The 22,936-nt window shown below is 69.4% G+C and carries 18 protein-coding genes; 10 read left to right on the top strand and 8 right to left on the bottom strand.

Annotation, left to right across the window (positions count from 1 at the left end; genetic code table 11):
- The first annotated feature begins 19 nt into the window (after positions 1-19).
- From ACIPC1_RS18540 to ACIPC1_RS18520, 5 genes are all read left to right on the top strand, one after another.
- Positions 20-493 (top strand): MauE/DoxX family redox-associated membrane protein, encoded by a 474-nt coding sequence (locus tag ACIPC1_RS18540; RefSeq protein ID WP_402518210.1) that lies wholly within the window; start codon positions 20-22, stop codon positions 491-493.
- A gap of 2 nt (positions 494-495) precedes the next feature.
- The gene (locus tag ACIPC1_RS18535; RefSeq protein ID WP_402518208.1) at positions 496-1,245 is read left to right on the top strand and encodes a DsbA family protein; all 750 of its coding nucleotides are present in this window, start codon (positions 496-498) and stop codon (positions 1,243-1,245) included.
- Entirely contained in the window at positions 1,242-2,564 is a 1,323-nt protein-coding gene (gene mslH / locus ACIPC1_RS18530) for a lasso peptide C-terminal Trp epimerase (protein WP_402518206.1), read from the top strand. Before ACIPC1_RS18535 ends, mslH begins: the two co-directional genes overlap by 4 nt.
- A 99-nt stretch (positions 2,565-2,663) precedes the next feature.
- Positions 2,664-3,338 carry a response regulator gene (locus tag ACIPC1_RS18525; RefSeq protein ID WP_402518203.1) on the top strand — a complete coding sequence of 225 codons (675 nt, stop codon included), beginning with the start codon at positions 2,664-2,666 and terminating at the stop codon, positions 3,336-3,338.
- 107 nt (positions 3,339-3,445) lie between these two features.
- Positions 3,446-4,234 (top strand): PIG-L deacetylase family protein, encoded by a 789-nt coding sequence (locus tag ACIPC1_RS18520; protein ID WP_402518202.1) that lies wholly within the window; start codon positions 3,446-3,448, stop codon positions 4,232-4,234.
- Between the two features lie 43 nt (positions 4,235-4,277).
- Here ACIPC1_RS18520 and ACIPC1_RS18515 read toward each other — a convergent pair whose 3' ends face one another.
- Entirely contained in the window at positions 4,278-4,895 is a 618-nt protein-coding gene (locus ACIPC1_RS18515) for a TetR/AcrR family transcriptional regulator (protein WP_402518200.1), read from the bottom strand.
- A gap of 174 nt (positions 4,896-5,069) precedes the next feature.
- Between ACIPC1_RS18515 and ACIPC1_RS18510 the strand changes: the two genes are divergently transcribed.
- On the top strand, positions 5,070-6,173 hold the full coding sequence (locus tag ACIPC1_RS18510) for an FAD-dependent oxidoreductase (protein ID WP_402518199.1): 1,104 nt from the start codon (positions 5,070-5,072) through the stop codon (positions 6,171-6,173).
- A 6-nt stretch (positions 6,174-6,179) separates the two neighbouring features.
- On the opposite strand, the gene glgB is transcribed toward ACIPC1_RS18510, so the two are convergent.
- The 5 genes from glgB to ACIPC1_RS18485 form a co-directional block, all read right to left on the bottom strand.
- On the bottom strand, positions 6,180-8,363 hold the full coding sequence (glgB, locus tag ACIPC1_RS18505; protein WP_402518796.1) for a 1,4-alpha-glucan branching enzyme: 2,184 nt from the start codon (positions 8,361-8,363) through the stop codon (positions 6,180-6,182).
- A 103-nt stretch (positions 8,364-8,466) separates the two neighbouring features.
- On the bottom strand, positions 8,467-9,840 hold the full coding sequence (locus ACIPC1_RS18500; RefSeq protein ID WP_402518197.1) for a maltokinase: 1,374 nt from the start codon (positions 9,838-9,840) through the stop codon (positions 8,467-8,469).
- Positions 9,841-9,929: 89 nt separating this feature from the next.
- Positions 9,930-11,651 (bottom strand): maltose alpha-D-glucosyltransferase, encoded by a 1,722-nt coding sequence (gene treS, locus ACIPC1_RS18495; protein ID WP_402518195.1) that lies wholly within the window; start codon positions 11,649-11,651, stop codon positions 9,930-9,932.
- Positions 11,648-13,792: an alpha-1,4-glucan--maltose-1-phosphate maltosyltransferase gene (locus ACIPC1_RS18490; RefSeq protein WP_402518193.1), complete on the bottom strand. Its 2,145-nt coding sequence runs from the start codon at positions 13,790-13,792 to the stop codon at positions 11,648-11,650. Before ACIPC1_RS18490 ends, treS begins: the two co-directional genes overlap by 4 nt.
- Before the next feature lie 78 nt (positions 13,793-13,870).
- Positions 13,871-14,137, bottom strand: a complete 267-nt coding sequence (locus ACIPC1_RS18485; protein WP_384394008.1) for a DUF5133 domain-containing protein — start codon at positions 14,135-14,137, stop codon at positions 13,871-13,873.
- A 305-nt stretch (positions 14,138-14,442) separates the two neighbouring features.
- On the opposite strand from ACIPC1_RS18485, the gene ACIPC1_RS18480 reads away from it, so the two are divergent.
- From ACIPC1_RS18480 to ACIPC1_RS18465, 4 genes are all read left to right on the top strand, one after another.
- A complete protein-coding gene (locus ACIPC1_RS18480; RefSeq protein ID WP_402518191.1) occupies positions 14,443-14,985 on the top strand; it encodes a pep a2 in 543 nt (180 codons plus the stop codon).
- Between the two features lie 237 nt (positions 14,986-15,222).
- Complete coding sequence (gene glgX / locus ACIPC1_RS18475) at positions 15,223-17,361, top strand: glycogen debranching protein GlgX (RefSeq protein WP_402518189.1); 2,139 nt, start codon at positions 15,223-15,225, stop codon at positions 17,359-17,361.
- Between the two features lie 37 nt (positions 17,362-17,398).
- The gene (locus tag ACIPC1_RS18470) at positions 17,399-19,993 is read left to right on the top strand and encodes an AAA family ATPase (protein WP_402518187.1); all 2,595 of its coding nucleotides are present in this window, start codon (positions 17,399-17,401) and stop codon (positions 19,991-19,993) included.
- A 158-nt stretch (positions 19,994-20,151) separates the two neighbouring features.
- On the top strand, positions 20,152-21,549 hold the full coding sequence (locus ACIPC1_RS18465; protein ID WP_402518184.1) for an FAD-binding oxidoreductase: 1,398 nt from the start codon (positions 20,152-20,154) through the stop codon (positions 21,547-21,549).
- Between the two features lie 20 nt (positions 21,550-21,569).
- Here ACIPC1_RS18465 and ACIPC1_RS18460 read toward each other — a convergent pair whose 3' ends face one another.
- Positions 21,570-22,379 carry an SAM-dependent methyltransferase gene (locus tag ACIPC1_RS18460; protein WP_402518182.1) on the bottom strand — a complete coding sequence of 270 codons (810 nt, stop codon included), beginning with the start codon at positions 22,377-22,379 and terminating at the stop codon, positions 21,570-21,572.
- 26 nt (positions 22,380-22,405) lie between these two features.
- Positions 22,406-22,921, bottom strand: a complete 516-nt coding sequence (locus tag ACIPC1_RS18455) for a hypothetical protein (RefSeq protein WP_402518180.1) — start codon at positions 22,919-22,921, stop codon at positions 22,406-22,408.
- Positions 22,922-22,936 lie beyond the last annotated feature (15 nt).

The raw sequence follows: 22,936 nt of genomic DNA, 5'->3' as shown, positions 1-22,936 counted from the left end.
CAGAAGGATGGTGCGCACGGTGCGTGTCACGAAGGCATGGACGGGAACCGCGGCACGGCTGCTCCTGGCGGCGATGCTGGGCTACGCGGGCCTGGTGAAGATCAAGGACCTCAGTGAGGCTGGCCGCTCGGTCGCCGTCTACCAGATCGTGCCCACCGATGCCGCTCAGTTAGTCGGCGGGGCACTGCCGTTCGTCGAGATGGCGGTCGCTCTGCTGCTGATCGCCGGGCTGGCCACCAGGGCGGCGGCGACCGCCACGGCCGCCCTGATGGCGATGTACATCGCCGCCATCGTCTCGGTATGGGCACGGGGACTGTCCATCGACTGCGGCTGCTTCGGCGGCGGAGGCACCCTCACGGACGGGGCCGAGCGCGGCTACGTCATTGACATCGCGCGGGACCTCCTCTTCCTCGGCGCGGCCGTCCTCCTCATCTGGAATCCGCGAACTCGCTACGCGTTGGACCGCTGGGTCCTGGACGTGAAGGAGGGCTAGGCATGCAGTCAACGGACACCACAGGTACAGCGGAGAGCACGGACACCCTGGTGCGGGAGATGGTGCTGAGGCGGCACCGGCGGCGGCGCACCCTAGTGGTGTCGCTCGTGGCCACGGTCGTCATCGGCGCCGCCGCGCTGGTCGGCGCCGGCCTGGTCAGGGCCACCAACTCCGACGCCGGCGAGGCGCCGAGCCGGGTGCCCGCCGGGGCGACGGGCGACAAGGCCGGGCTGGTCTTCTCCAGCGGTGCGGTACGGGTCGATCTCTACCTCGACTACCTCTGCCCCGAATGCCGCAACACCGAACGGGCCCTGGCCGCCGACCTGTTGACCTTGAAAGCGAGCGGGAGCGTGACGCTCGTCTATCACCCGGTAGCCTTCCTCAACGACTACAGCAGCCCCAGCGGCTATTCGGCGCGGGCCGCCTCCGCCGCGGCGTGCGCGGCGGACGAGGGGAAGTTCGAGCAGTACGCCGCGGTGCTGTTCGACAAGCAGCCCGCGGAACGGGGCCCGGGGCTCAGCGAGGCCCAAATCGTCGCCGGGGGCCGGGACGCGGGAATCACCGAGGACTCCTTCGCGACCTGCGTTCATGACGGTACGTACGACCCCTGGGTGACGTATGTGTCCGACGTGGCTGCCTCGGACAACGTGGCGCTGACCCCGGTCGTCATGGTGGACGGCCGGCGCGTCGACGTCACCGGCTCGGACCCGGGCGCCTCACTCGCCCGCGCGGTGGACGAGGCCGGCCGATGACGCGGACACGGCTGACCGTGGCGCTGTCCGGGGACTGTATGGCGACCAGAGGAGCGTTGATCACCTCCGATCCCGCCGCCGTGGAACTCCGCGAACTGCTGCACGCCGCGGACTTCGCCTTCACCAACCTCGAGGTGGTCCCCAGTGACGGGCGCGGCCACCCGGTGCACAACGCGGCGGGCGGCGGCGGCCTGATCGCGGACTCCCGCGTGCTCGACGAGATCGTGAACGCGGGCTTCACGGTGCTCGGCTGCGCCAACAACCACGCGCTGGACATGGGCGTGGACGGTGTGCTCCGCACGGCGGAGCTGCTGACGGAGAAGCAGATCCCCTTCGCCGGGATCGGCGCCGACCTCCCCGCCGCCCGGCGACCCGTCTACGTCGACCGCCCCGGCGGCAGCCTGGCCCTGATCTCATGCAGCTCGACCTTCCTGCCCGGGCAGGAAGCGGCCGCCCCGTCACCGGAGTTGCCGGGCAGGCCCGGACTGAATCCACTGAGGCACAGCTCCACGCTGGAGGTGACGGCCGCCCAGATGGGCGTGCTCCGGGAGATCGACGCCGAGACGGGCTTACGGGCCCGGCGGGCCGAGGCGCGCACTCTGCTCGGCATCGATCCCGCCATGCCCTCGCCCGAGTGGCTCACCCTGTTCGGCGCCCGTTTCCGTATGGCGGACGAACCGGGCTTCACGACCGTGTGCGACCGGACCGACCTCGACGAGATCTCCCAGTGGGTCGGCGAGGCCCGGCGCCGCGCGGACCTCGTCATGGTCAGCGTGCACTCCCACGAGCCCGGCCCGACGCCGGAGACGCCGGGCGAGTTCCTCCGCGCGTTCGCCCACCGCGTGATCGACGAAGGCGCCGACATCGTGGTCGGTCATGGCCCGCACTTCCTCCGTGGCGTGGAGCTCTACCGGAACAAACCCATCTTCTACAGCCTGGGCAACATCGTCAGCCAGATCGAGCTCGCCGACCGCATCCCGGCCGAGGACTACGCGAACGTCGCCGCCGCCGGGCAGCTCACACCGGGACGGTACTTCGACGAACTCAGCGGCCACGGGCGACGGTTGTTCGCCCCGCATCGCCGGTACTGGCAGTCGCTCGTGCCGCTCCTCACGTTCGACGACGGGGCGCTCGTCGGCGGCCGTCTCCATCCGATCGAGCTGGGCTTCGGCGAGCCGGTCCATCGTCGGGGCCGCCCGCGTGCGGCCGGACCGGCCGAAGCCAAGGAGATCCTCACCGACTTCGCCCGGCTCGCGGAGCCGTACGGCACGACTATCACGGTGGGGGACACGAGTACGGGCGAGTTGGTGATCGAGTAGTCCCCAACAGCCCTGGAAGTCAAGGTCGTTGAGAAAGCGGCACTGTTAAAATAGCGGAAATCGATAGCCCGAGAACGAGCAGTGTGCGAGGAATACGTGATGGCCGAGGTGGTCCGGGTGCTGATCGCGGACGATCAGGCACTGTTGCGCGGCAGCTTTCGACTCCTCGTCGATTCGACACCCGGAATGGAAGCGATCGGCGAAGCGAGTGACGGCGCCATGGCCGTTGAACTGGCCCGCCAACTCAGACCACACGTCGTTCTGATGGATCTACGCATGCCGGTCATGGACGGCATCGCGGCCACGCGGCAGATCTGCTCCGACGAGACGATGGCAGGCGTACGGGTACTGGCCCTCACCATGTTCGACATGGATGAGTACGTGTACCCGGCCCTTCAGGCGGGTGCTAGCGGATTCATGCTGAAGGACGCCTCGCCGTCCGACCTGGTCGCCGGAATTCGCGTCATCGCCACCGGCGAAGGTGTGCTGGCACCGACGGTCACGCGACGCCTCATCGGGAACTTCTCGCGCCGTAGCGAAGCGATCAGGCCCGCGCCAAGGCTGGTCGGGCTCACCAAACGGGAACAGGAGGTGCTCGTCCTGATCGCGAATGGGCTGTCGAACGCCGAGATCTCCGGGCAACTGGTGATCAGCCTGCCGACCGTGAAAACCCATGTCAGCAGCCTCTTGGCCAAGTTGCATGCTCGCGACCGCGCGCAGCTCGTCATCATCGCCTACGAGAGCGGTCTCGCCGAGCGTGGGATGCCGACCTGACGAGGCTGGTGAAGGGCTGATGCCCAGGCCTTGTGTGCACCGGCGCGCGCGGCAGGCGCGTTCGCGCCTCTGACGGTCAAGGTGCATTCCGCGCCATCATTCGGTGTATGAATCCCACAAAAGACAAACCAGGCACCGCGGAGGGCCCTGTTCTGCTCGCGCTCCCGGAGGACTGGCAGCGATGTCTGGCCGTGGCCGCCCACCCGGACGACATCGAGTACGGGACGGCGTGCGCCGTCGCCCGCTGGACCACGCAGGGCAAGAAGGTCACGTATCTGCTGGCGACCCGTGGCGAAGCCGGCATCGACAGCCTGCACCCGGACCGGGCGGCGCCCCTGCGCGAGGCGGAGGAGCGGGCGGGGGCTCGCGAAGTAGGCGTCGACACCGTCGAGTTCCTCGATCACCGTGACGGCGTCGTCGAGTACGGGCCCGTGCTGCGCCGCGACATCGTGCGAGCCATGCGCCGGCACCGGCCCCAGGTCGTGGTGACAGGCGCGTTCACGGTGCGCATGATCGGCGGCATCACGAACCAGGCGGACCACCGTGTGGTGGGCCTCGCCACCCTGGACGCCGCACGCGACGCGGGAAACCGCTGGATCTTCCCGGAACTCGCCGACGAAGGGCTCGAACCCTGGAACGGAATCCGGATGGTGTGCCTTGCGGGCCCTCAGCAGCCCACCCACGCCGTGGACGTCTCGGGAGACCCCCTCGAACGCGGGATCGCCTCGCTCGAGGCCCATGCCGAATACACCAAGGGCCTTGGCGCCGGGGCCTTCGAGCCGCGCCCGTTCCTGACCTGGGCGGCGGGAATGGGCGGCCCGGCGCTGGGCGTCGAATCCGCGATCCTCTTCGAGGTCCATGAGCTGATTCCGGAGGGCCCGCCGCCCTGGGTGTGATGACAGGTCGTCCATGAATGTGGTGGGCGGGCGGCTCGCGGCGTCAGTTCTTGGGTGAGCTTGTGAGGGCATCCCCGGAATCGTGCTGTGACTGCCAACCGTGGATCAGTAGGTCGAACACCGTCTCCACGGTCGCGCGTGGATCGTGTCGGCCCTTGGACAGGGTCGGGACTTCCAGGACGAACCGCGCGAGCGCCGAGCACGCGACATCATCCGCTTCTCGGCCGAGTGCCTCCGCGATTACGGCGCTGAGGGTGCCCGCGTGCCGCATCCACATCCGCTCCGAGTACTCGCGGAGCGCGGGCGTTCGGTCCACCAGTGCGGTGAGCTGATGCAGGCGCGGATCCGACGCGATCAGCACCCAGGACTGCAGCGCGTGGGTGCGGAGCGCCTCGACCACGCTCTGGCCCTTGGGCCGTTCGCGGACGGCGGCGGTCAGCGCTGCGTCAACTTCCTCCTCGCGGTCGAAGACCAGCGCCTCCTTGCTCGGGAAGTGCGCGAAGAGTGTCGTCGTCGATACATCGGCCTTTTCGGCGATGTCGCGGACGCTCACCTGTTCGAAACCGTGCTCCAGGAAGAGCTCCAGGGCGGCGTCGGCGAGGGCCTGCCTAGTGGCGGCCTTCTTGCGCTCGCGGCGGCCAACGGTCGGGGAGTCGGGCATGACGTCACTGTACCGCACAACTGGAATGAGGCAGAAACTGTAACGGTTGCACTTATGGACTCGCTTCTGCTTTGGTGGTCTCCGTAGGGGTTGCCGCATCCCGGTGGGGTCGCGGCGCCGGTCACCGCCGCGCCGTGGCGTCACCGGGAGCCCCACCGACGAAAGGAATCCACCGTGGACTCTCCGACGCCCGCAAACGCGCGAATCAGCATCATCGGCGCCGGCCCGGGAGGCCTCACCTGCGCACGCGTCCTCCAGCAGCACGGCATCGCGGTGACCGTGTACGACCGCGATCCGGATGCGAACTCCCGCAACCAGGGCGGCTCGCTCGACCTGCACGAGGACGACGGCCAGCTCGCACTCCGCGAAGCGGGTCTACTGGATGAGTTCTTCGCCCTCGCCAGGATCGAGGGCCAGGAAATGCGCCGCATGGACCCTGCGGGGCGCGTCCTTGCCCACCATCTGCCGGACGAGGGTGAGACGTCCAGGCCGGAGATCGACCGCGGACAGCTTCGCGATCTCCTGCTGCGCTCACTTGCTACGGGGACGGTTCAGTGGGGACGCACCCTCGAATCAGTGAGCGGACCGGCCGACGGGCCGCGAACGCTGACCTTCACCGACGGGACGGCCGTTGACGCGGATCTCGTGATCGGTGCGGACGGCGCCTCCTCCCGCGTCCGCACCGCCGTGTCGCCCGCCACACCGCGCTACACCGGGGTGAGCTTCCTCGAGGCACGGTTCGACGACATGGAGACCGCGCACCCCGCGCTTTCCGAACTGGTCGGGAAGGGCAGCGCCCACATCGCCGACGGCGAGCGCGGCCTCTTCGCACAGCGAAACAGCGGCAGCCACATGCGCGTCTACATCATGCAGCGCATCCCGGCGGACTGGATCACCGCGAGCGGGCTTCGCCCCGAGGACACCGAGGGCATCCGCGCCCATCTGCTGAGCGAGTACGCGGCCTGGTCACCGGGGACACTCCGGATGATCACCGACAACGACGGCCCTTATGTCGATCGTCCGCTCTTCGCGCTGCCGGTGCCGCACACATGGGAGCACTCGCCCTGCGTGACCCTCCTGGGAGACGCCGCCCACCTCATGCCGCCGCTCGGCGTCGGTGTCAACCTCGCCATGCTCGATGCCGTCGAACTCGCGCTCGCACTCGTCCACTCCGCCACCATCGACGAGGCTGTACACACCTACGAGAAGTCGATGCTCCAGCGCTCGGCCGAAATAGCCCAGAAGCTCGAAGGCGGCGCTGAACAACTTCTGTCCTAGCCGTTGTCAGGCGGGTCGCAGCCACACCGTTGCCAGTGGGGGCAGGGTGAGTTGGATGCTGGCGGGGCGGCCGTGGGCGGGGTGGGGTTCTGGTTTGACGGGGTCGGGGTTGTGGACGTTGCTGCCGCCGTAGCGGGTGGTGTCGGTGTTGAGGATTTCGTGCCAGGCGGGGATGTCGTCGGGGACGCCGAGTTGGTAGCCGTGGCGGACGACGGGGGAGAAGTGGGTGACGGCCAGGAGGGGGTTGCCGTCGGCGTCGTGGCGGAGGAAGGCGAAGACGTTGTCGTCGGCGGCGTCGCCGGCGATCCAGGTGAAGCCTGCGGGGTCGGTGTCGCGCTCCCACAGCGCAGGCTCTCGTTGGTAGGTGGTGTTGAGGTCGCGGACGAGGTCGCGGATGCCGCGGTGGTCGGGTTCGGCGCTGTAGGCGGGGTCCAGGAGCCACCAGTCGGGTCCGTGGGTTTCGGACCATTCGGCGCCCTGGGCGAATTCCTGGCCCATGAAGAGGAGTTGTTTGCCGGGGTGGGCCCACATGAAGCCCAGATAGGCGCGGAGGGTGGCGCGTTGTTGCCACCAGTCGCCCGGCATTTTCGATACCAGTGAGCGTTTGCCGTGGACGACTTCGTCGTGGGAGATGGGCAGGACGTAGTTCTCGCTGTAGGCGTACACCATGGAGAAGGTCATCTCGTCGTGGTGGTACTTGCGGTGAACCGGCTCGTGCTCCACGTACTCGAGGGAGTCGTGCATCCAGCCCATGTTCCACTTCAGACCGAAACCCAGACCACCGTCGGCGGTCGGCCGCGTCACGCCCTCCCACGCCGTCGACTCCTCGGCGATCATGATGACGCCGGGGTTGCGGCGGTAGACGGTGGCGTTCATCTCCTGGAGGAAGGCGACGGCGTCGGGGTTCTCGCGGCCGCCGTGTTCGTTGGGGGTCCACTGGCCGGGTTCGCGGGAGTAGTCGAGGTAGAGCATGGAGGCGACGGCGTCGACGCGGAGGCCGTCGATGTGGAATTCCTCGCACCAGTACACGGCGTTGGCGACGAGGAAGTTGCGGACCTCGCGGCGGCCGTAGTCGAACTCCAGGGTGCCCCAGTCGGGATGAGCGGCGCGGAGGGGGTCTTCGTGTTCGTACAGGGGGCGGCCGTCGAATTCGGCCAGGGCCCAGTCGTCGCGGGGGAAGTGCGCGGGGACCCAGTCCATGAGGACGCCGATGCCGGCCCGGTGGAGTGCGTCGACCAGGAATTTGAAGTCGTCGGGGGTGCCGAGGCGGGCGGTGGGCGCGTAGAAGCCGGTGACCTGGTAGCCCCAGGAGCCCCCGAAGGGATGCTCCGCCACCGGCATGAACTGCACATGCGTGAAGCCCAAGTCGGTTACATAGGCAGGGAGTTCCTGGGCCAGTTGGCGGTAGGTCAGTCCCGGGCGCCAGGACGCCAGGTGGATCTCGTAGACGGAGAAGGGTGCTTCGTGGACGGGACGTGAGGCGCGGGTCGCCATCCATGCGGCGTCGTCCCACACGTACGACGACGAGGTCACGATCGAGGAGGTGTTGGGCGGGACCTCGGTGCGCCGGGCCATCGGGTCCGCGCGCAGGGTGTGTGAACCGTCCGGGCGGGTGATGTCGAACTTGTAGAGCTCGCCGTCACCGATGGCGGGCACGAACAGTTCCCACACCCCGGAGGAACCGAGCGACCGCATCGGATATCCCGCGGCGCCGTCCCAGTGGCAGAAGTCCCCACAGACCCTGACCCCTTGGGCGTTCGGCGCCCACACCGTGAAGCGGGTGCCGACGACGCCCTGGTGGGTCATCGGGTGGGCCCCGAGCGCCCGCCACAGCTCCTCGTGTCGTCCTTCGCCGATCAGGTGCAGATCGAGCTTGCCGAGCGCGGGCAGGAAGCGGTACGGGTCCTGCACCGCGAACTCGGTGCCGTCGTACGTCACCGACAGGGTGTACTCGGGGATCGTGTCGAGGGGCAGTACGCCCGAGAAGAGCCCGTCACCCACGTCCTCCAGCTCACTGCGCAGCCCGTTCACCACCACGGCCACGGCCTGGGCGTACGGACGCAGCACGCGGAACAGGACGCCGTCCGGCACCGGGTGTGCGCCGAGCAGCGCGTGCGGATCGTGGTGGGTGCCGGACAGCAGACGCGCCCGGTCCGTCGCGTCCAGCGCGGTGTCCAGCAATGCGTCCATCGAAGTGGCCGGCCGTACGCCGACCGATGCGGTGCGGACTGTCACGGCTTCAGCCTCCTCAAGGGGGTAAAGGGGATGGGTGGGGTTGGTCGCCGGGCGCATGTCAGCGGCCCTCGGCCAGGCGCTTGACCGCCGCCATCGGCACGGGCAGCCAGTCGGGACGGTGCCTCGCCTCGTACAGCACCTCGTACACGGCCCTGTCCGTCTCGTACGCGCGCAGCAGCTCGGGCTCTTCGCGCGGGTCCCAGTCCGCCTCGGCGGCGTAGCCCGCGCAGAAGGCCTCCCGGCAGTGCTGCGCCCACTCGGGGCGCCACGGATGGCGGGACAGGGCGGCGTAGTCGAAGGAGCGGAGCATGCCCGCGACATCGCGTATCGGGGACTGCACGCGGCGGCGCTCGGCGAGCGGGCGGGCCGGTTCACCCTCGAAGTCGATGACCGACCACTGCCGGCCGGCCCTCAGTACCTGCCCGAGGTGGAGATCGCCGTGAATCCGCTGTGCGGGACGGACCGCCGACTCGAGGGCGGCGAGCGTGTCGAAGGCGGACCACAGCCCGGCCGCGTACGGCCGCAGTTCGGGCACGGATCGCGCGGCCGCGTCGAGGCGCTCGCTCATTCCCTCCGCGAGCAGCCCGTTCCGCCGCCGGCTTGGGGCCTCGACGGGGAAGGCCGCGGACAGCGCGAGATGCACCTCGGCGGTGGCGCGCCCCAGTTCGTACGCCTCGGACGTGAACCCCCGTCCCGAGGCCAGCGACTGGAGCGCCAGGGTCCAGCCGTCGTCGGCTTCGCGCAGGAACGGCTGGAGGACGCCGAGCGTCGCGTCGCGCGGGTACGAGGTCCGGATCCAGGCCGCGGGCGCCGGTACCCGGGTGCAGCCCTGCCTGGCCAGTGCCGCCGGTACCTCCAAGTCCGGGTTGATGCCGGGCTGGACGCGGCGGAAGACCTTCAGGATGAACGAATCCCCGTACACCAGCGAGGAGTTGGATTGCTCGGCATCGAGGAGGCGCGGGGCGAGGCCGGCGGGAACCGCGAATTGCACGTCGCGTTCGAAGCGCAGCGGGCCCACCGTTCCCGGAGCGCGCAGCCGCTCAAGGAGCATGCCCGCCGCCTTGGGGTCGTGGAGGGCGTCGTACACGATCAGGTCGGCGAGCGGGCCCTTGCTCGGCCGTCCGATGACGGCGTGGGCGAGGCGGGGCGGCAGTGACTTCCCCACCCCCAGGAGGAGTTGGTAGCAGTCGTCGGGCGGGGGAGTGCCGGTGCCGCCGTGGGCGGGCAGCCCGAAGTGTTCGGTGCGGACCAGGAGGTGCAGGCACCCCGGGTACAGCTCGGTCGTCGACACCAGCGTCAGATCCGTGACGGGGCGGCCCTTGCCCGCGAACCACCGCTGCCGGGGCAGCCATGCGTGCAGCAGCTCGGCGAGCGAGGTGAGCAGCGGAGCGGGGCTGAGGCCGCTCGGACGGTGCGGCGCGGTCTTCTGCATGGCGACACGTCCTTTCAAGGGCGGGCGGATTTCAAGGGCACGCGGTGGGGATGAGAGGCACGCGATCGGGATCGGGGGGAGAGAGACGGTCAGGATCGCCTGATGACGGTGGGGGCGACCGCGCGGCGGAGCCGGAACCAGTAGAAGCCGTGACCCGCGAGGGTCAGCAGGTAGGGGAGTTCGCCGATGGCCGGGAAACGCACCCCGCCGATCAGCTCGACCGGGTGGCGGCCGTCGAACTCCCGCAAATCCAGTTCTGTGGGTTGTGCGAAGCGGGAGAAGTTGTGGACGCACAGGACGAGGTCGTCCTTGTACTCGCGCAGGAAGGCGATGACGGCGGGGTTGGAGGAGGGGAGTTCTGTGTAGGAGCCGAGGCCGAAGGCCATGTTCTGTTTGCGGATCTCGATCATGCGGCGGGTCCAGTGCAGCAGTGACGAGGGGGAGGACATGGCGGCTTCGACGTTGGTGACCTGGTAGCCGTAGACGGGGTCCATGATCGTGGGGAGGAAGAGGCGGCCGGGGTCGCAGGAGGAGAAGCCCGCGTTGCGGTCGGGGGTCCACTGCATGGGGGTGCGGACGGCGTCGCGGTCGCCGAGCCAGATGTTGTCGCCCATGCCGATCTCGTCGCCGTAGTAGAGGATCGGCGAGCCTGGGAGTGACAGGAGCAGGGCGGTGAAGAGTTCGATCTGGTTGCGGTCGTTGTCCAGGAGGGTGGCGAGCCGTCGCCTGATGCCGATGTTGGCGCGCATGCGGGGGTCTTTGGCGTATTCCGCGTACATGTAGTCGCGTTCCTCGTCGGTGACCATTTCGAGGGTGAGCTCGTCGTGGTTGCGCAGGAAGATGCCCCATTGGCAGCCTGAGGGGATGGCGGGGGTCTTCGCGAGGATTTCGGAGACGGGGTAGCGCGATTCGCGGCGTACGGCCATGAAGATGCGGGGCATGACGGGGAAGTGGAAGGCCATGTGGCATTCGTCGCCGCCGGCGGAGTAGTCGCCGAAGTAGTCGACGACGTCCTCGGGCCACTGGTTCGCCTCGGCGAGGAGGACCGTGTCGGGGTAGTGCGTGTCGATGTCCTTGCGGACCCGTTTGAGGAACTCGTGGGTTGCCGGAAGGTTTTCGCAGTTGGTTCCCTCGACCTGGTACAGGTAGGGCACCGCGTCGAGGCGGAAGCCGTCGATCCCCAGGTCCAGCCAGAACCGCAGCGCGGCCAGAATCTCTTCCTGGACCCGGGTGTTCTCGTAGTTGAGGTCGGGTTGGTGGGAGAAGAAGCGGTGCCAGTAGTACTGCTTGCGGACCGGGTCGAAGGTCCAGTTGGAGGCCTCGGTGTCGACGAAGATGATCCGGGCGTCCTGGTACTGCTTGTCGTCGTCGGCCCAGACGTAGTAGTCGCCGTAGGGGCCGTCGGGGTTGGCGCGGGATTCTTGGAACCACGGATGCTGGTCGCTGGTGTGGTTCATGACGAAGTCGATGACGACGCGCATGCCGCGCTGGTGGGCGGCGTCGACGAACTCCACGAAGTCGGCGAGGTCACCGAATTCGGGCAGGACGGCGGTGTAGTCGGAGACGTCGTAGCCGCCGTCGCGCAGGGGTGATTTGAAGAAGGGGGGCAGCCAGAGGCAGTCCACGCCCAGCCATTGCAGGTAGTCCAGTTTCGCGGTCAGGCCCTTGAGGTCGCCGATTCCGTCGCCGTTGCTGTCCTGGAAGGAGCGGACCAGGACCTCGTAGAAGACGGCGCGTTTGAACCACTCGGGATCGCGGTCCTTGGCCGGGGTGTCCTCGAACGTGTCCGGGACGGGCTCGTTGACCATCATGCGGGAGACCCTCCGATCCGCTGTGCGGCACCGACGGCGAGCACATGCGCGGCGCCCGGCTCCAGGCGTACGTAGTTGGCGCTGCCCCAGCGGTAGGTCTCGCCGGTGAGCTCGTCGCGCACCGGCACGGTGTCGTCCCTGTCCAGGCCGAGTCGTTGCATGTCCAACGAGACCGTCGCCTCCTGAGCGTGGTGAGGATCCAGATTGGCCACCACCACGACCGTGTCGTCGCCCGTGCGTTTGCTGTACGCGATCAGGGCGTCGTTGTCGGCTTGGTGGAAGTGGAGATTCCTGAGTTCGTGCAGGGCCTTGTGGCGCCGCCTGATCGCGTTCAGCTCCGTGATCAGCGGAGTGATCGTGTCGCCCTCGCGTTCCGCGGACTCCCAGTCGCGCGGCCGGAGTTGGTACTTCTCGGAGTCCTGGTACTCCTCACTGCCCGCCCTGACCGGCGTGTTCTCGCACAGCTCGTACCCGGCGTAGATTCCCCACGCCGGCGAGAGGGTCGCGGCAAGGACGGCACGCACCTCGAAGGCGGCCCGCCCGCCGTGCTGGAGGTACTCGGGCAGGATGTCCGGCGTGTTCACGAAGAAGTTGGGGCGCATGAACGCGGCTGTCTCACCGGCGAGTTCGGAGAGATAGTCGGTCAGCTCCTCCTTGGTGTCGCGCCAGGTGAAATAGGTGTACGACTGCTGGAAACCGACCGCCGCGAGCCTGTGCATGACCGCGGGCCGGGTGAACGCCTCCGCCAGGAAGATCACGTCCGGGTCGGTGTGATTGACCTCCGCGATGACCCGCTCCCAGAACACCACCGGTTTGGTGTGCGGGTTGTCGACGCGGAAGATCCGTACGCCATGGTCCATCCAGAAACGGAGCAGCCGCACGGTCTCGGAGACCAGGCCCGGCATGTCCTTGTCGAAGGCGATCGGGTAGATGTCCTGGTACTTCTTCGGCGGGTTCTCGGCGTACGCGATCGTGCCGTCCGGGCGGTGATGGAACCAGTCCGGATGCTTCTGCACCCACGGGTGGTCGGGAGAGCACTGGAGCGCGAAGTCCAGGGCGACCTCGAGACGCAGGTCCGCTGCCCGGCGTACGAACGCGTCGAAGTCGTCGATCGTGCCGAGGTCCGGGTGGACGGCGTCGTGCCCGCCCTCCGGGGAACCGATCGCCCAGGGCACGCCCACATCCGATCGGCTCGCCGACAGCGTGTTGTTGGGGCCCTTGCGGAACGTCGTGCCGATGGGGTGGATCGGCGGCAGGTAGACGACGTCGAAGCCCATCTCCGCGATGGCGGGCAGGCGTTCGGCGGCGGTACGGAACGTGCCGTGCGGTCGCTCGGGCGTGCCCTCGGAGCGCGGGAAGAACTCGTACCAGGAGCCGTACAGGGCCCGCTTCCGCTCGACGAGCAGGGGCAACGGCAGGGAACGGGAGACCCGTTCACGCAGCGGGTGCTCCGCGAGGACGGCGTCCGCCGCCGGGGTGAGGGCGGCCGCGAGACGGTCGGTCGGCGGACGGGACTCGTCGCGCAGGGCGTTCGCGGCGGCGAGCACCATGCCCCGGCCTGCCGCTTCCGGGATTCCGGCGGCGGCCCGCTCGTACAGCTCGGCGCCCTCCTCCAGCATCAGCCCGGAGTCGATACCGGCCGGAACCTTGATCCCGGCGGCGCGGCGCCAGGCGGCCAGGGGATCGCGCCACGCCTCCACCAGGTAGGTCCAGTGACCCATTTCTCCCGGCGTGATGTCGGCGCCCCAGCGGTCGGTGCCGGGGGCCAGCTCGCGCATCGGGGTCCACGGCCCCGGGCGGCCGCTCGGGTCGCACAGGACGACATTCGCGGCGACCGCGTCATGGCCCTCGCCGAAGAGGGTCGCCGTGACCTGGAAGGTCTCGCCGCACACCGCCTTGGCCGGCCGCCTGCCGCACTCGACGACCGGGTGGACGTCCACGACCGGGATGCCGACAGCGTGGGCATCCGAAACAGGCACCGCTACGGCTGGGACGGAGGCCGAGCGGGCGTCCACGGCCGGCACGGAGGCCGAGCGCGTATCCCTGATCGGCACACTGAACGAGCGGCCTCCCCTGGTCGGGATGTCGAGCGCGCCGACATCCACGGTCGGGATACGGCCGCTGTCCGGATTAACGTCCATGGGTATTCGCCTCCGCCGTCCTCTCGCCCAGCCTGCGGTTTCAGATCCGCGTCGGAACGCCCCGACGCCTCGGAGCGCTCAGGGGCACTGGCCCACCGTCCGGCTCGGCCCCCGGCCCTGGGCACCTCGCGCCCTTGCCAGCGACGAAGCGGCACGCAGATAGTGCTCGGCGGCGTCCGCGGCCTCGCGCGCGCAGCGCTTGCCCATCAGCACGCACAGCGTGTATCCCGTGTTCTCGAAGTTGCCCCGCACCGTGTGGTCGGCGGGGGCCGCGAGCAGCAGACGTTCCCAGGCCCGGTACCGCTCAAGATGCCTGGCGACCTCGGCCTTGGCAGGCAGCAGCATCACGCTGGTCACCTTCCCTCTCTCTCAAACGCGTCACGGCTCGCCCGGATGGCGAGTGAGGGCCGTGCACGCAGGGGCACCGATCCGTTACGGAGATCAACACCCTCACCCATGGTGCCTGCGCGGACACCGAGCGTCTTGTTGGCTCTTCAACAACATCGGGACCGGCCTCGTGTTGCACGAATGGAGCAGTACTCCCACTCTGGTACTGACTCAGAAGCGACCAGCGCTCACGCTACGTGTTCGGGGCTCGGCCCGCAGGGGCGAGGAGGAGCGGGAGCTTCGCCGGTGAGGAGCCAACGACAATGAAAGCTGCAGTGCCCTGCTACTACCACCTCGACGTGGAGGTCAGCCCGGAACGGGTAGGACAGGTCAGACGCATTCTGGCCGCTCACCTCCGGTACTGGAACCTGGAGAATCTCGTCGAGTCCGTCTGTCACTGTGCCGAAGCGCTGCTCCATACGATCGAGGAGCACGCGGCGGACAAGAACACGACCATCGAGATGTGGTGGAACGGTCAGCACCTCATCACCGCCGTGTCGGACAACGACCAGGACATCCGTCCGCACAACACACCACAAGGCTGCCTCGCGCAGATCGCCGCTCTGAGCGACGGCTGGGGCTGCTGCGCCACCGGAGCCGGCGGCAAGATCATCTGGTTCTCGTGGCGGGCCCGGGCCGCCGAACGCGCCCCGCTCATGCCGCCGGCACCCGCGCCCAGCCTGCGGGAGGCGCGCGGGATGCCTCGCGCCCTGTCCGTGCCGGCGCTCGCCGGATCCCGCGATCACCCCGGAGTCGTGCTCATCGACTCCCATGACGACACCGAGCCAGCGGTCGCCGTCCAGTGATCCCGCGACGGTACGGACGTGGTGGACGTGAACCACATCCCCCCTGACGGAGCGGACGCCGTGGTAGTCGACCGCAGGTTCTGTGACGCCGCGGACGCCGTGGTCGTCGACCGCAGGTCCGGTAACCGCGCGGCGCCGTGGTAGCCGACCGCAGGTCCCGTGACGGCAACGAGGCCGTGGTCGCCAACCACAGGTCTCGCCACGGCGCGGACGCCGTGATCGTCGTACCGTGATCACGTGCGCATCCGAACCGGCCGCCCCTATCCACTGGGCGCGGTATTCGACGGCGAAGGAACCAACTTCGCCCTGTTCACCGAAGTCGCCGAGCGCGTCGATCTCGTACTGATCGACGCGCTCGGCGTTCCTCGCACCGTCACGCTCACCGAGGTCGACGGCTTTGTCTGGCACTGCTACCTGCCGGGCGTCGGGCCGGGGCAGCGCTACGGCTACCGGGTGCACGGACCTTGGGACCCGGTAGCCGGACACCGCTGCAATCCGGCGAAGCTGCTGCTCGACCCGTACGCCAGGGCGGTCGACGGCCAGCCGGACAACGACGCCTCCCTCTTCGAGCGCGCGGCGCACGGGCCCGATCCGGCGGACAGCGCCGATCACACCCTGCTCGGCGTCGTGACCGACCCGTTCTTCGACTGGGGCTACGACCGCCCGCCGATGCGCCCGTACGCCGAGACGGTGATCTACGAGGCCCATGTGCGGGGACTGACCCGTACGCACCCGGAGGTCCCCGCCGAACTGCGTGGCACCTACGCCGGGCTCGCCCACCCGGCGGTCATCAAGCACCTGACCTCGCTCGGAGTCACGGCGGTCGAGCTGATGCCGGTGCACCAGTTCGTCCAGGACGGTTTCCTGCGTGACCGTGGGCTGTCCAACTACTGGGGCTACAACACGATCGGCTTCTTCGCGCCGCACAACGCCTACGCGGCGCACGGCACGCGCGGGGAGCAGGTCACCGAGTTCAAGTCGATGGTGAAGGCCCTGCACGCCGCCGGCCTCGAAGTGATCCTCGACGTCGTCTACAACCACACCGCCGAGGGCAACGGATTCGGCCCCACCCTTTCCTTCCGCGGGATCGACAACGCCTCCTACTACCGCCTGGTGGAAGGCGACCAGGCGCACTACTACGACACCACCGGTACCGGGAACAGCCTGCTGATGCGGCACCCGAACGTGCTCCAACTGATCATGGACTCGCTGCGGTACTGGGTCACCGAGATGCGCGTCGACGGGTTCCGCTTCGATCTGGCGGCCACCCTGGCCCGGCAGTTCCACGAGGTGGACCGCCTCTCCGCCTTCTTCGACCTGATCCAGCAGGATCCGGTGGTCGGTCGCGTGAAGCTCATCGCCGAGCCCTGGGACGTCGGCGAAGGCGGCTACCAGGTCGGCAACTTCCCGCCCCTGTGGTCGGAATGGAACGGCAAGTACCGTGACTGCGTACGGGACTTCTGGCGCTCCGGCGACCACACGCTCGGCGAGTTCGCCTCCCGGCTGACCGGCTCCTCGGACCTCTACCAGCACGACCGGCGGCGGCCCCGCGCCAGCATCAACTTCGTCACCGCGCACGACGGATTCACCCTGCGCGACCTGGTCTCGTACAACGACAAGCACAACGAGGCCAACGGCGAGGACAACAAGGACGGCGAGAGCACCAACCGCTCCTGGAACTGCGGCGCCGAAGGTCCCACCGACGACGAAGGGGTGCTGGAACTGCGCGCCCGCCAGCAGCGCAACCTCCTCGCCACCCTGCTGCTGTCCCAGGGCATCCCGATGCTCGCCCACGGCGACGAACTGGGCCGCACCCAGCTGGGCAACAACAACGCCTACTGCCAGGACAACGAAGTCTCCTGGATCGACTGGCGGTTGAGCGAAGAGCAGCGCGAGCTCATGGACTTCACCCGGCGTGCCATCGAGCTGCGCGCCGCCCATCCCGTCCTGCGCCGCCGCCGCTTCTTCCTCGGCGACACCCCGAGAGACGAACACCAGCCGCTGCCCGACCTGATGTGGCTGCGCCCCGACGCGGGCGAGATGACGGACGAGGACTGGCTGCGCCCCGACGCCCACGCCGTCGCCGTCTTCCTCAACGGCGACGCCATCGCCGAGCCGGACCCCTACGGCGACCCGATGGTCGACGACTCCTTCCTGCTGCTTCTGAACAGCCACTGGGAGCCGGTGACCTTCCGCCTTCCCGACGTGTCCTACGGCGAGCGGTGGACCGTACGGATCGACACCGCGGATCCGCAGGGGCTGCCGGACGAGTCCGAACGCAAGGCGGACACCGAAGTCTGCGTCGAGGCACGCAGTCTGCTGCTGCTGTCCCGGCCCCACCGGGGCGAGGCGGTGAAGGCGCGGTCCGCGTTCTGACGTACTGGACGGGCGTCGCGCGTGCCAGAATCGTCCCGTGGAACGGGGGCTCCTCGAGCGCGACCACGAGCTCGCCCAACTGGCAGCCGCCGCGCGCGAAGCGGCCGACGGCGCCGGATCCGTGGCGCTCGTCTTCGGAGAGGCCGGCATCGGCAAGTCCAGCCTGGTGAAGGTACTGCCGGAGGTGCTGCCCCCCGACGCACGCGTGCTGCTGGGGGAGTGCGACGACCTCACGACCCGACGGCCACTGGGGCCCTTCCGTGATCTGGTCGGGAGCGTCGGCCCGGAACTCGCGCGGGTGCTCACCGTGGGAGGCGACCGCCATCTGGTGTACGACGCCCTGCGGGCGGAGCTGAGAAGAGCGCCGCATCCTGCGGTACTCGTCGTCGAGGACGTGCACTGGGCCGACGAGGCCTCCCTCGACGCGCTGCGCTTTCTCGTCCGCCGGGTGGAGCGGCTCCCCGCCGTGCTGGTCCTGACCTACCGGGACGACGAGTTGGGCCGCGAACACCCGCTGCGCCATCTGCTCGGCCAGGTGTCCCGGGCGGAGCGCGTGCACCGTCTGCCGCTGTCCCGGCTCTCCCCGGGTGCCGTACGCCGGCTCAGCGCGGCCAGTGAACTGGATCCGGTGCAGGTGTACGAGGTGACGTCGGGCAACCCGTTCTTCGTGGCCGAGGTGGTGGCGGCAGGCGGTACCGGTGGTGTGCCGCCGACGGTGGTGGACGCCGTACTGGCCCGGCTGCGGGGACTGGACGACGCCACCAGGGATGCGCTGGAGCAGCTGGCCGTCGTCCCCTCCGCGGTGGAACGCCCGCTGGTCAAGGCTCTGTTGAGGGACGACGTGGCCGAGCTGGCGGCGGCCGAGCAGCGCGGGCTGATGGTCGTCACCCCGGAACGGGCGGACTTCCGGCACGAGTTGATCCGCCGCGCCATCGCCGACTCCCTGCCCGCCGCACGGCGGATCGAGCTGAACCGGAGCGTACTGGCCGCGCTCGTCGCCGTACCGGGCTCCGACGCCTCCCGGATCGTCCACCACGCGGCGGAGGCAGGCGACTTGGAGGCGATCGCCCGGCACGGCCCAGGCGCCGCACACGACGCGTCCCGCGCGGGCGCCCACCGCGAAGCCGCCGCCCATCTCGGGCTCGTACTCCGTCACCGTGAGCGGCTCACCCCGGCCGAGCTGGCCGGACTCCTTGAGCGGTACGCGGTGGAGAGCTACACCATCGCGGACTCCGTGGCCGCCGTCGAAGCGGAGCGGGAGGCGGTCGCGCTGCGCCGGTCCCTGGGAGACGCGCGGGCGCTCGGCGCGGACCTGCGGTGGCTGTCGCGGATCCACTGGTGGGCCGGTGACGCCGAGGAGGCGCGGACGGCGGCAAGAGAAGCCATCGCCGTACTGGAGGGGGCGGGCGACGACCGGCTGCTCGCGCTCGCTCTGAGCAACACCTCCCAGCTGCACATGCTGTCCGACCGGCATGCGCAGGCGATCGCGTTCGGCGAGCGCGCCATCGACCTGGCCCGTCGGGAGGGCGACGCGGAGATCCTCGCGCACGCCCTGAACAACGTCGGCTCCGCCCGGTGGCGGGCCGGTGACCCGCTGGGGCGGGCACAGGTCGAGGAGAGCCTGAAGGTGGCCCTGGGAGCGGACGAGGTCGAGCACGCCTGCCGGGCCTACGCCAACATCATCTGGAGCCTGCTGGAGAACCTGGAGTTCGCCGAGGCGGACCGTTTCCTGGCCCCGGCGATGGAACTGGCCGACCGGGCGGAACACCTGGGCTTCCTCAGCTATCTCAACGTCGAGATGGCCCTGCGCCGGTTCGCCGCCGGCGCCTGGGACGACGCCGAGAAATACGCCGAGGTCGGTGCGCACGACTTCGTGCCCGCCCGCTGCCCCGCGCTGACCGTGCTGGGCCGGGTACGGGTGCGCCGCGGCAGGAGCGGCGGCGACGAACTGCTCACGCAGGCCTGGGAGATCGCGGTGCGCAGCAGCGAACTCCAGCGCACCGGACCGGTCGCGGCCGCCCGGGCGGAGTCGGCCTGGCTGCGCGGCGATCACCCCGCGGTGACCGCCGCCGCGAGTACCACGTTCGCGGAGGCCGGTCGGCTGGATGCCGCGGCGCACCGGGCGGAACTCGGCTACTGGCTCGCCAAGGCCGGGCACCCGGTTCCCGCGGACGGATCGGAGCATCCGTACGCGCTCCAGACCGCGGGGCACTGGCGCGCAGCGGCACGGGCCTGGCAGGCGGCCGGATGCCCCTACGAGCATGCCGCCGCCCTCGCCGAGAGCCCGGACCCCGACGACAAGCTCGGCGCCCTCGCCGAGCTGGACACGCTGGGCGCGGAGCCGCTCGCCCACCTGATTCGCACGGAGCTGCGCGCACTGGGCGTGCGCCGGATCCCGCGGGGCCCGCACGCGGCGACACGGGAGAATCCCGCAGGTCTCACGGAACGCCAGTTGCAGGTCATGGGGCTGCTGGCGCAGGGGATGACCAACGTCGAGATCGCCGAGCGGCTCGTGGTGTCGGTGCGCACGGTCGACAACCACGTCTCCGCCGTCCTGGACAAGCTCGGCGTCCGCACCCGGCGCGAGGCCGCCGCCCGTGCCGTGCAGCTGGGCATGCTGCCCCGTCGGTGAAAGGTAGGTAGCCGCCGGGGCGAGGTGGGTGGCGGGCACGGATATCCGCGTACCACGAACCGGACTAGAACAGGCGAATCGGATCCATCAGAGGGAGACTGGAACGGGGGACCCGGACAGGGGAACCCGGAACCGCTCCCCGGACACGGGGGACGCACATGTCCATTTCGCCTGCGCAAGCAGCAAGTCAGGAACTCGCCGGATTCAAGGGCAAGTTGATCGGCCCGAACGACTCCGGGTACGACGAGGCCCGCAGTGTGTACAACGGGATGATCGACAGGCGGCCCGCCCTGGTGGCGCTCTGTACGAGCGCCGACGACGTCTCACAGGTGGTGGGCTTCGCCCGCGACCACGGCCTCCCGCTCGCGGTCCGCGGCGGTGGCCATCACGGAGCGGGCCTGGGCACCTGCGACGAAGGCGTGGTCCTCGATCTCTCCCTGCTCAAGGACGTCGAGGTCGATCCGCGGGCACGCACGGTACGGGTCGGCGGCGGCTGCGTCTGGGGCGAGGTCGACCGCGCCACCAACGTGCACGGTCTGGCCACACCCAGCGGCATCATCTCCACGACGGGCGTCGGAGGCCTCGCCCTCGGCGGCGGTCTCGGGCATCTCACCCGCAAGTGCGGGCTCACCATCGACAACATCATCGAGGCCGACCTCGTACTCGCGAGCGGCGAGCAGGTGCACGCGAGCGCCGACGAGAACACCGACCTGTACTGGGCGATCCGCGGGGGAGGCGGCAACTTCGGAGTCGTCACCTCGTTCCTCCTGCGGCTGCACGAGGTGAACACGGTCGTCGCGGGCCCCACCTTCTGGCCCGTCGAACTCACCGCCGAAGTCCTGCCCGCCTACCGGGACTTCATCTCCCACGCGCCCCGCGAGCTGAACGCCTTCTTCCTGATCGGGTCCGTCCCGCCGGCCCCGCCGTTCCCCGAGGAACTCCATCTGCGCAAGGTCTGCGGCGTCGTGTGGTGCTACATCGGAGACGACACGGACGAGGCCGCGCGACTGATGGCACCGCTCCTCGACGGCCTGCCCCAGCCGCTGCTGCACGGCCCCGCGCCGATGCCGCACCCCGCGATCCAGTCGGCCTTCGACCCGGTCTACCCGCCCGGCGACCAGTGGTACTGGCGTGCGGACTTCGTCAACGACATCCCCGCCGAGGCGGTCGACGCACACGCCAAGTTCGGTGCCGAACTGCCTTCGTGGAAGTCGACGATGCACCTGTACCCGATCGACGGCGCCGTCCACGACCACGCCCCGACGGAAACCGCGTGGAGCTACCGCGACGCCCGCTGGGCGTCCGTCTTCGCCGGCGTGGACCCCGACCCGGCCCACGCCGACCTCATCAAGCGGTGGACGGTCGACTACTTCGACGCACTGCACCCGTACTCCGCGGGCGGGGCCTACGTGAACATGATGATGGACGAGGGCCAGGAGCGCGTGCGGGCCAGCTATCGCGACAACTACGCACGCCTGGCCCGTATCAAGGCCGACCGCGACCCCGACAACCTGTTCCGGCTCAACCAGAACATCGAACCGGCGTCGGGGTCCTGACGGTCACAGCGTCCTGACCGTCACGGCTTGCGGGCCACACCGCCGTGGACGTCCGTGGGCTCGGGCGAGGTACCGGGCTCCGGACGCCACAGCGGGCACGACACGATGCCGGGTTCCACCAGTTCGAGACCTTCGTAGTACGCGCCGACCTGCTCGGGACTGCGCAGCACGTACGGGACGGCGCCGGTGTCGTCGTAGCCCTGCTGAGCCTCCTTGAGCGCGGCGTCGGTGTCGGTGCTGTCGTAGTGCACGAAGTAGCTGCCGGAGGGCAGCGCGGCCTGGAGCCGGCTGACGATCGACTTGGCCTCCTCGTAGTCCTGGACATGGCCGAGAATGCCCATCAGCATCAGGGCGATCGGCTGGTCGAAGTCCAGGATCTCCGCTGCCGCCTCGATGATCTTCTCGGGCTCGTGCAGGTCGGCGTCGATGTAGTTCGTGACGCCCTCGGGAGTGCTGGTGAGCAGGGCCTGCGCGTGGCGGAGCACCAGAGGGTCGTTGTCCACGTACACGATGCGCGACTCGGGCGCGATGCGCTGGGCGACCTGGTGGGTGTTGTCGTACGAGGGAAGGCCGGTGCCGATGTCGAGGAACTGGCGGATGCCGAGTTCGGCCGTCACGAAGGTCACCGTGCGGATCAGGTAGTCGCGGGAGGCGCGGGCCATCGTCTCGATGTTCGGGGCGACTTCGCGGTAGGCGTCGCCCGCCTCCCGGTCGACCTCGTAGTTGTCCTTCCCGCCCATCCAGTAGTTCCAGATGCGGGCCGAGTGCGGCACCGTGGTGTCGATCTTGGACAATGCCTCTTGGTCGGGGGTGGGCCGGCCGTCTGCCATGGAATATCTCCTACCTTTACCGTGCGTCACGCGGTCTGTCGCCAACCTATCGTCAACTTCTGTGTGCAGCGCCTGAGTTGGGGGCGGGGCGGCGAGGGGCCGTGGTCTGGCCGGCCCGGGTCTCCCGCGTCCACGGTCACGACGGGGGCGTGCTCGGCCAGGGTGCGGAACGCCCGCTCGTACGCACTGACCGCCTCGGCATCGTCGTCCGCTGTGCCTCTCACATGGACGAGCGCGCCGTCGCGCTCGGCGACCGCCTCGGCGAAGTCGAGCGCCTGGATCCAGGTCACCCGGGAGCACCCATGGCGCAGTGGCCCGTAGACGAGCTCGTGGATGATGCCGCCCTCGACGGCCAACCGCCCCGGGGCGTCGAGGAGTTCGCGGTAGGGGCGGATCGGGTCCACGTGGTGGAGGTGCCCGCGCGAGCGCCGGATCAGGAATCCATGCTGGGTGAGCTCGGAGGTCAGGCCGCTCCTGCCGATGCCGTCCGGGCCCTCGACGACCAGCGTCCGGCACTCGGTGAGGGCCTGGTGGAGGAGCATCCCCGCACCCACTCC

The organism is Streptomyces sp. NPDC087263 (assembly GCF_044744645.1).
Lineage (GTDB): Bacteria > Actinomycetota > Actinomycetes > Streptomycetales > Streptomycetaceae > Streptomyces.
Note: the sequence above shows the minus strand (reverse complement) of the source record. Positions and strands in the feature narration are given on the sequence as shown.

What these genes read in the sequence shown, in the direction of transcription:
- ACIPC1_RS18455 (WP_402518180.1), bottom strand. Translation starts at nt 22,921, where the DNA reads ATGCTCCTCCACCAGGCCCTCACCGAGTGCCGGACGCTGGTCGTCGAG.
- ACIPC1_RS18520 (WP_402518202.1), top strand. Translation starts at nt 3,446, where the DNA reads ATGAATCCCACAAAAGACAAACCAGGCACCGCGGAGGGCCCTGTTCTG.
- mslH (WP_402518206.1), top strand. Translation starts at nt 1,242, where the DNA reads ATGACGCGGACACGGCTGACCGTGGCGCTGTCCGGGGACTGTATGGCG.
- ACIPC1_RS18525 (WP_402518203.1), top strand. Translation starts at nt 2,664, where the DNA reads ATGGCCGAGGTGGTCCGGGTGCTGATCGCGGACGATCAGGCACTGTTG.
- ACIPC1_RS18465 (WP_402518184.1), top strand. Translation starts at nt 20,152, where the DNA reads ATGTCCATTTCGCCTGCGCAAGCAGCAAGTCAGGAACTCGCCGGATTC.
- ACIPC1_RS18460 (WP_402518182.1), bottom strand. Translation starts at nt 22,379, where the DNA reads ATGGCAGACGGCCGGCCCACCCCCGACCAAGAGGCATTGTCCAAGATC.
- ACIPC1_RS18500 (WP_402518197.1), bottom strand. Translation starts at nt 9,840, where the DNA reads ATGCAGAAGACCGCGCCGCACCGTCCGAGCGGCCTCAGCCCCGCTCCG.
- treS (WP_402518195.1), bottom strand. Translation starts at nt 11,651, where the DNA reads ATGATGGTCAACGAGCCCGTCCCGGACACGTTCGAGGACACCCCGGCC.
- ACIPC1_RS18490 (WP_402518193.1), bottom strand. Translation starts at nt 13,792, where the DNA reads ATGGACGTTAATCCGGACAGCGGCCGTATCCCGACCGTGGATGTCGGC.
- ACIPC1_RS18535 (WP_402518208.1), top strand. Translation starts at nt 496, where the DNA reads ATGCAGTCAACGGACACCACAGGTACAGCGGAGAGCACGGACACCCTG.
- glgB (WP_402518796.1), bottom strand. Translation starts at nt 8,363, where the DNA reads ATGGACGCATTGCTGGACACCGCGCTGGACGCGACGGACCGGGCGCGT.
- ACIPC1_RS18480 (WP_402518191.1), top strand. Translation starts at nt 14,443, where the DNA reads ATGAAAGCTGCAGTGCCCTGCTACTACCACCTCGACGTGGAGGTCAGC.
- ACIPC1_RS18485 (WP_384394008.1), bottom strand. Translation starts at nt 14,137, where the DNA reads ATGCTGCTGCCTGCCAAGGCCGAGGTCGCCAGGCATCTTGAGCGGTAC.
- ACIPC1_RS18515 (WP_402518200.1), bottom strand. Translation starts at nt 4,895, where the DNA reads ATGCCCGACTCCCCGACCGTTGGCCGCCGCGAGCGCAAGAAGGCCGCC.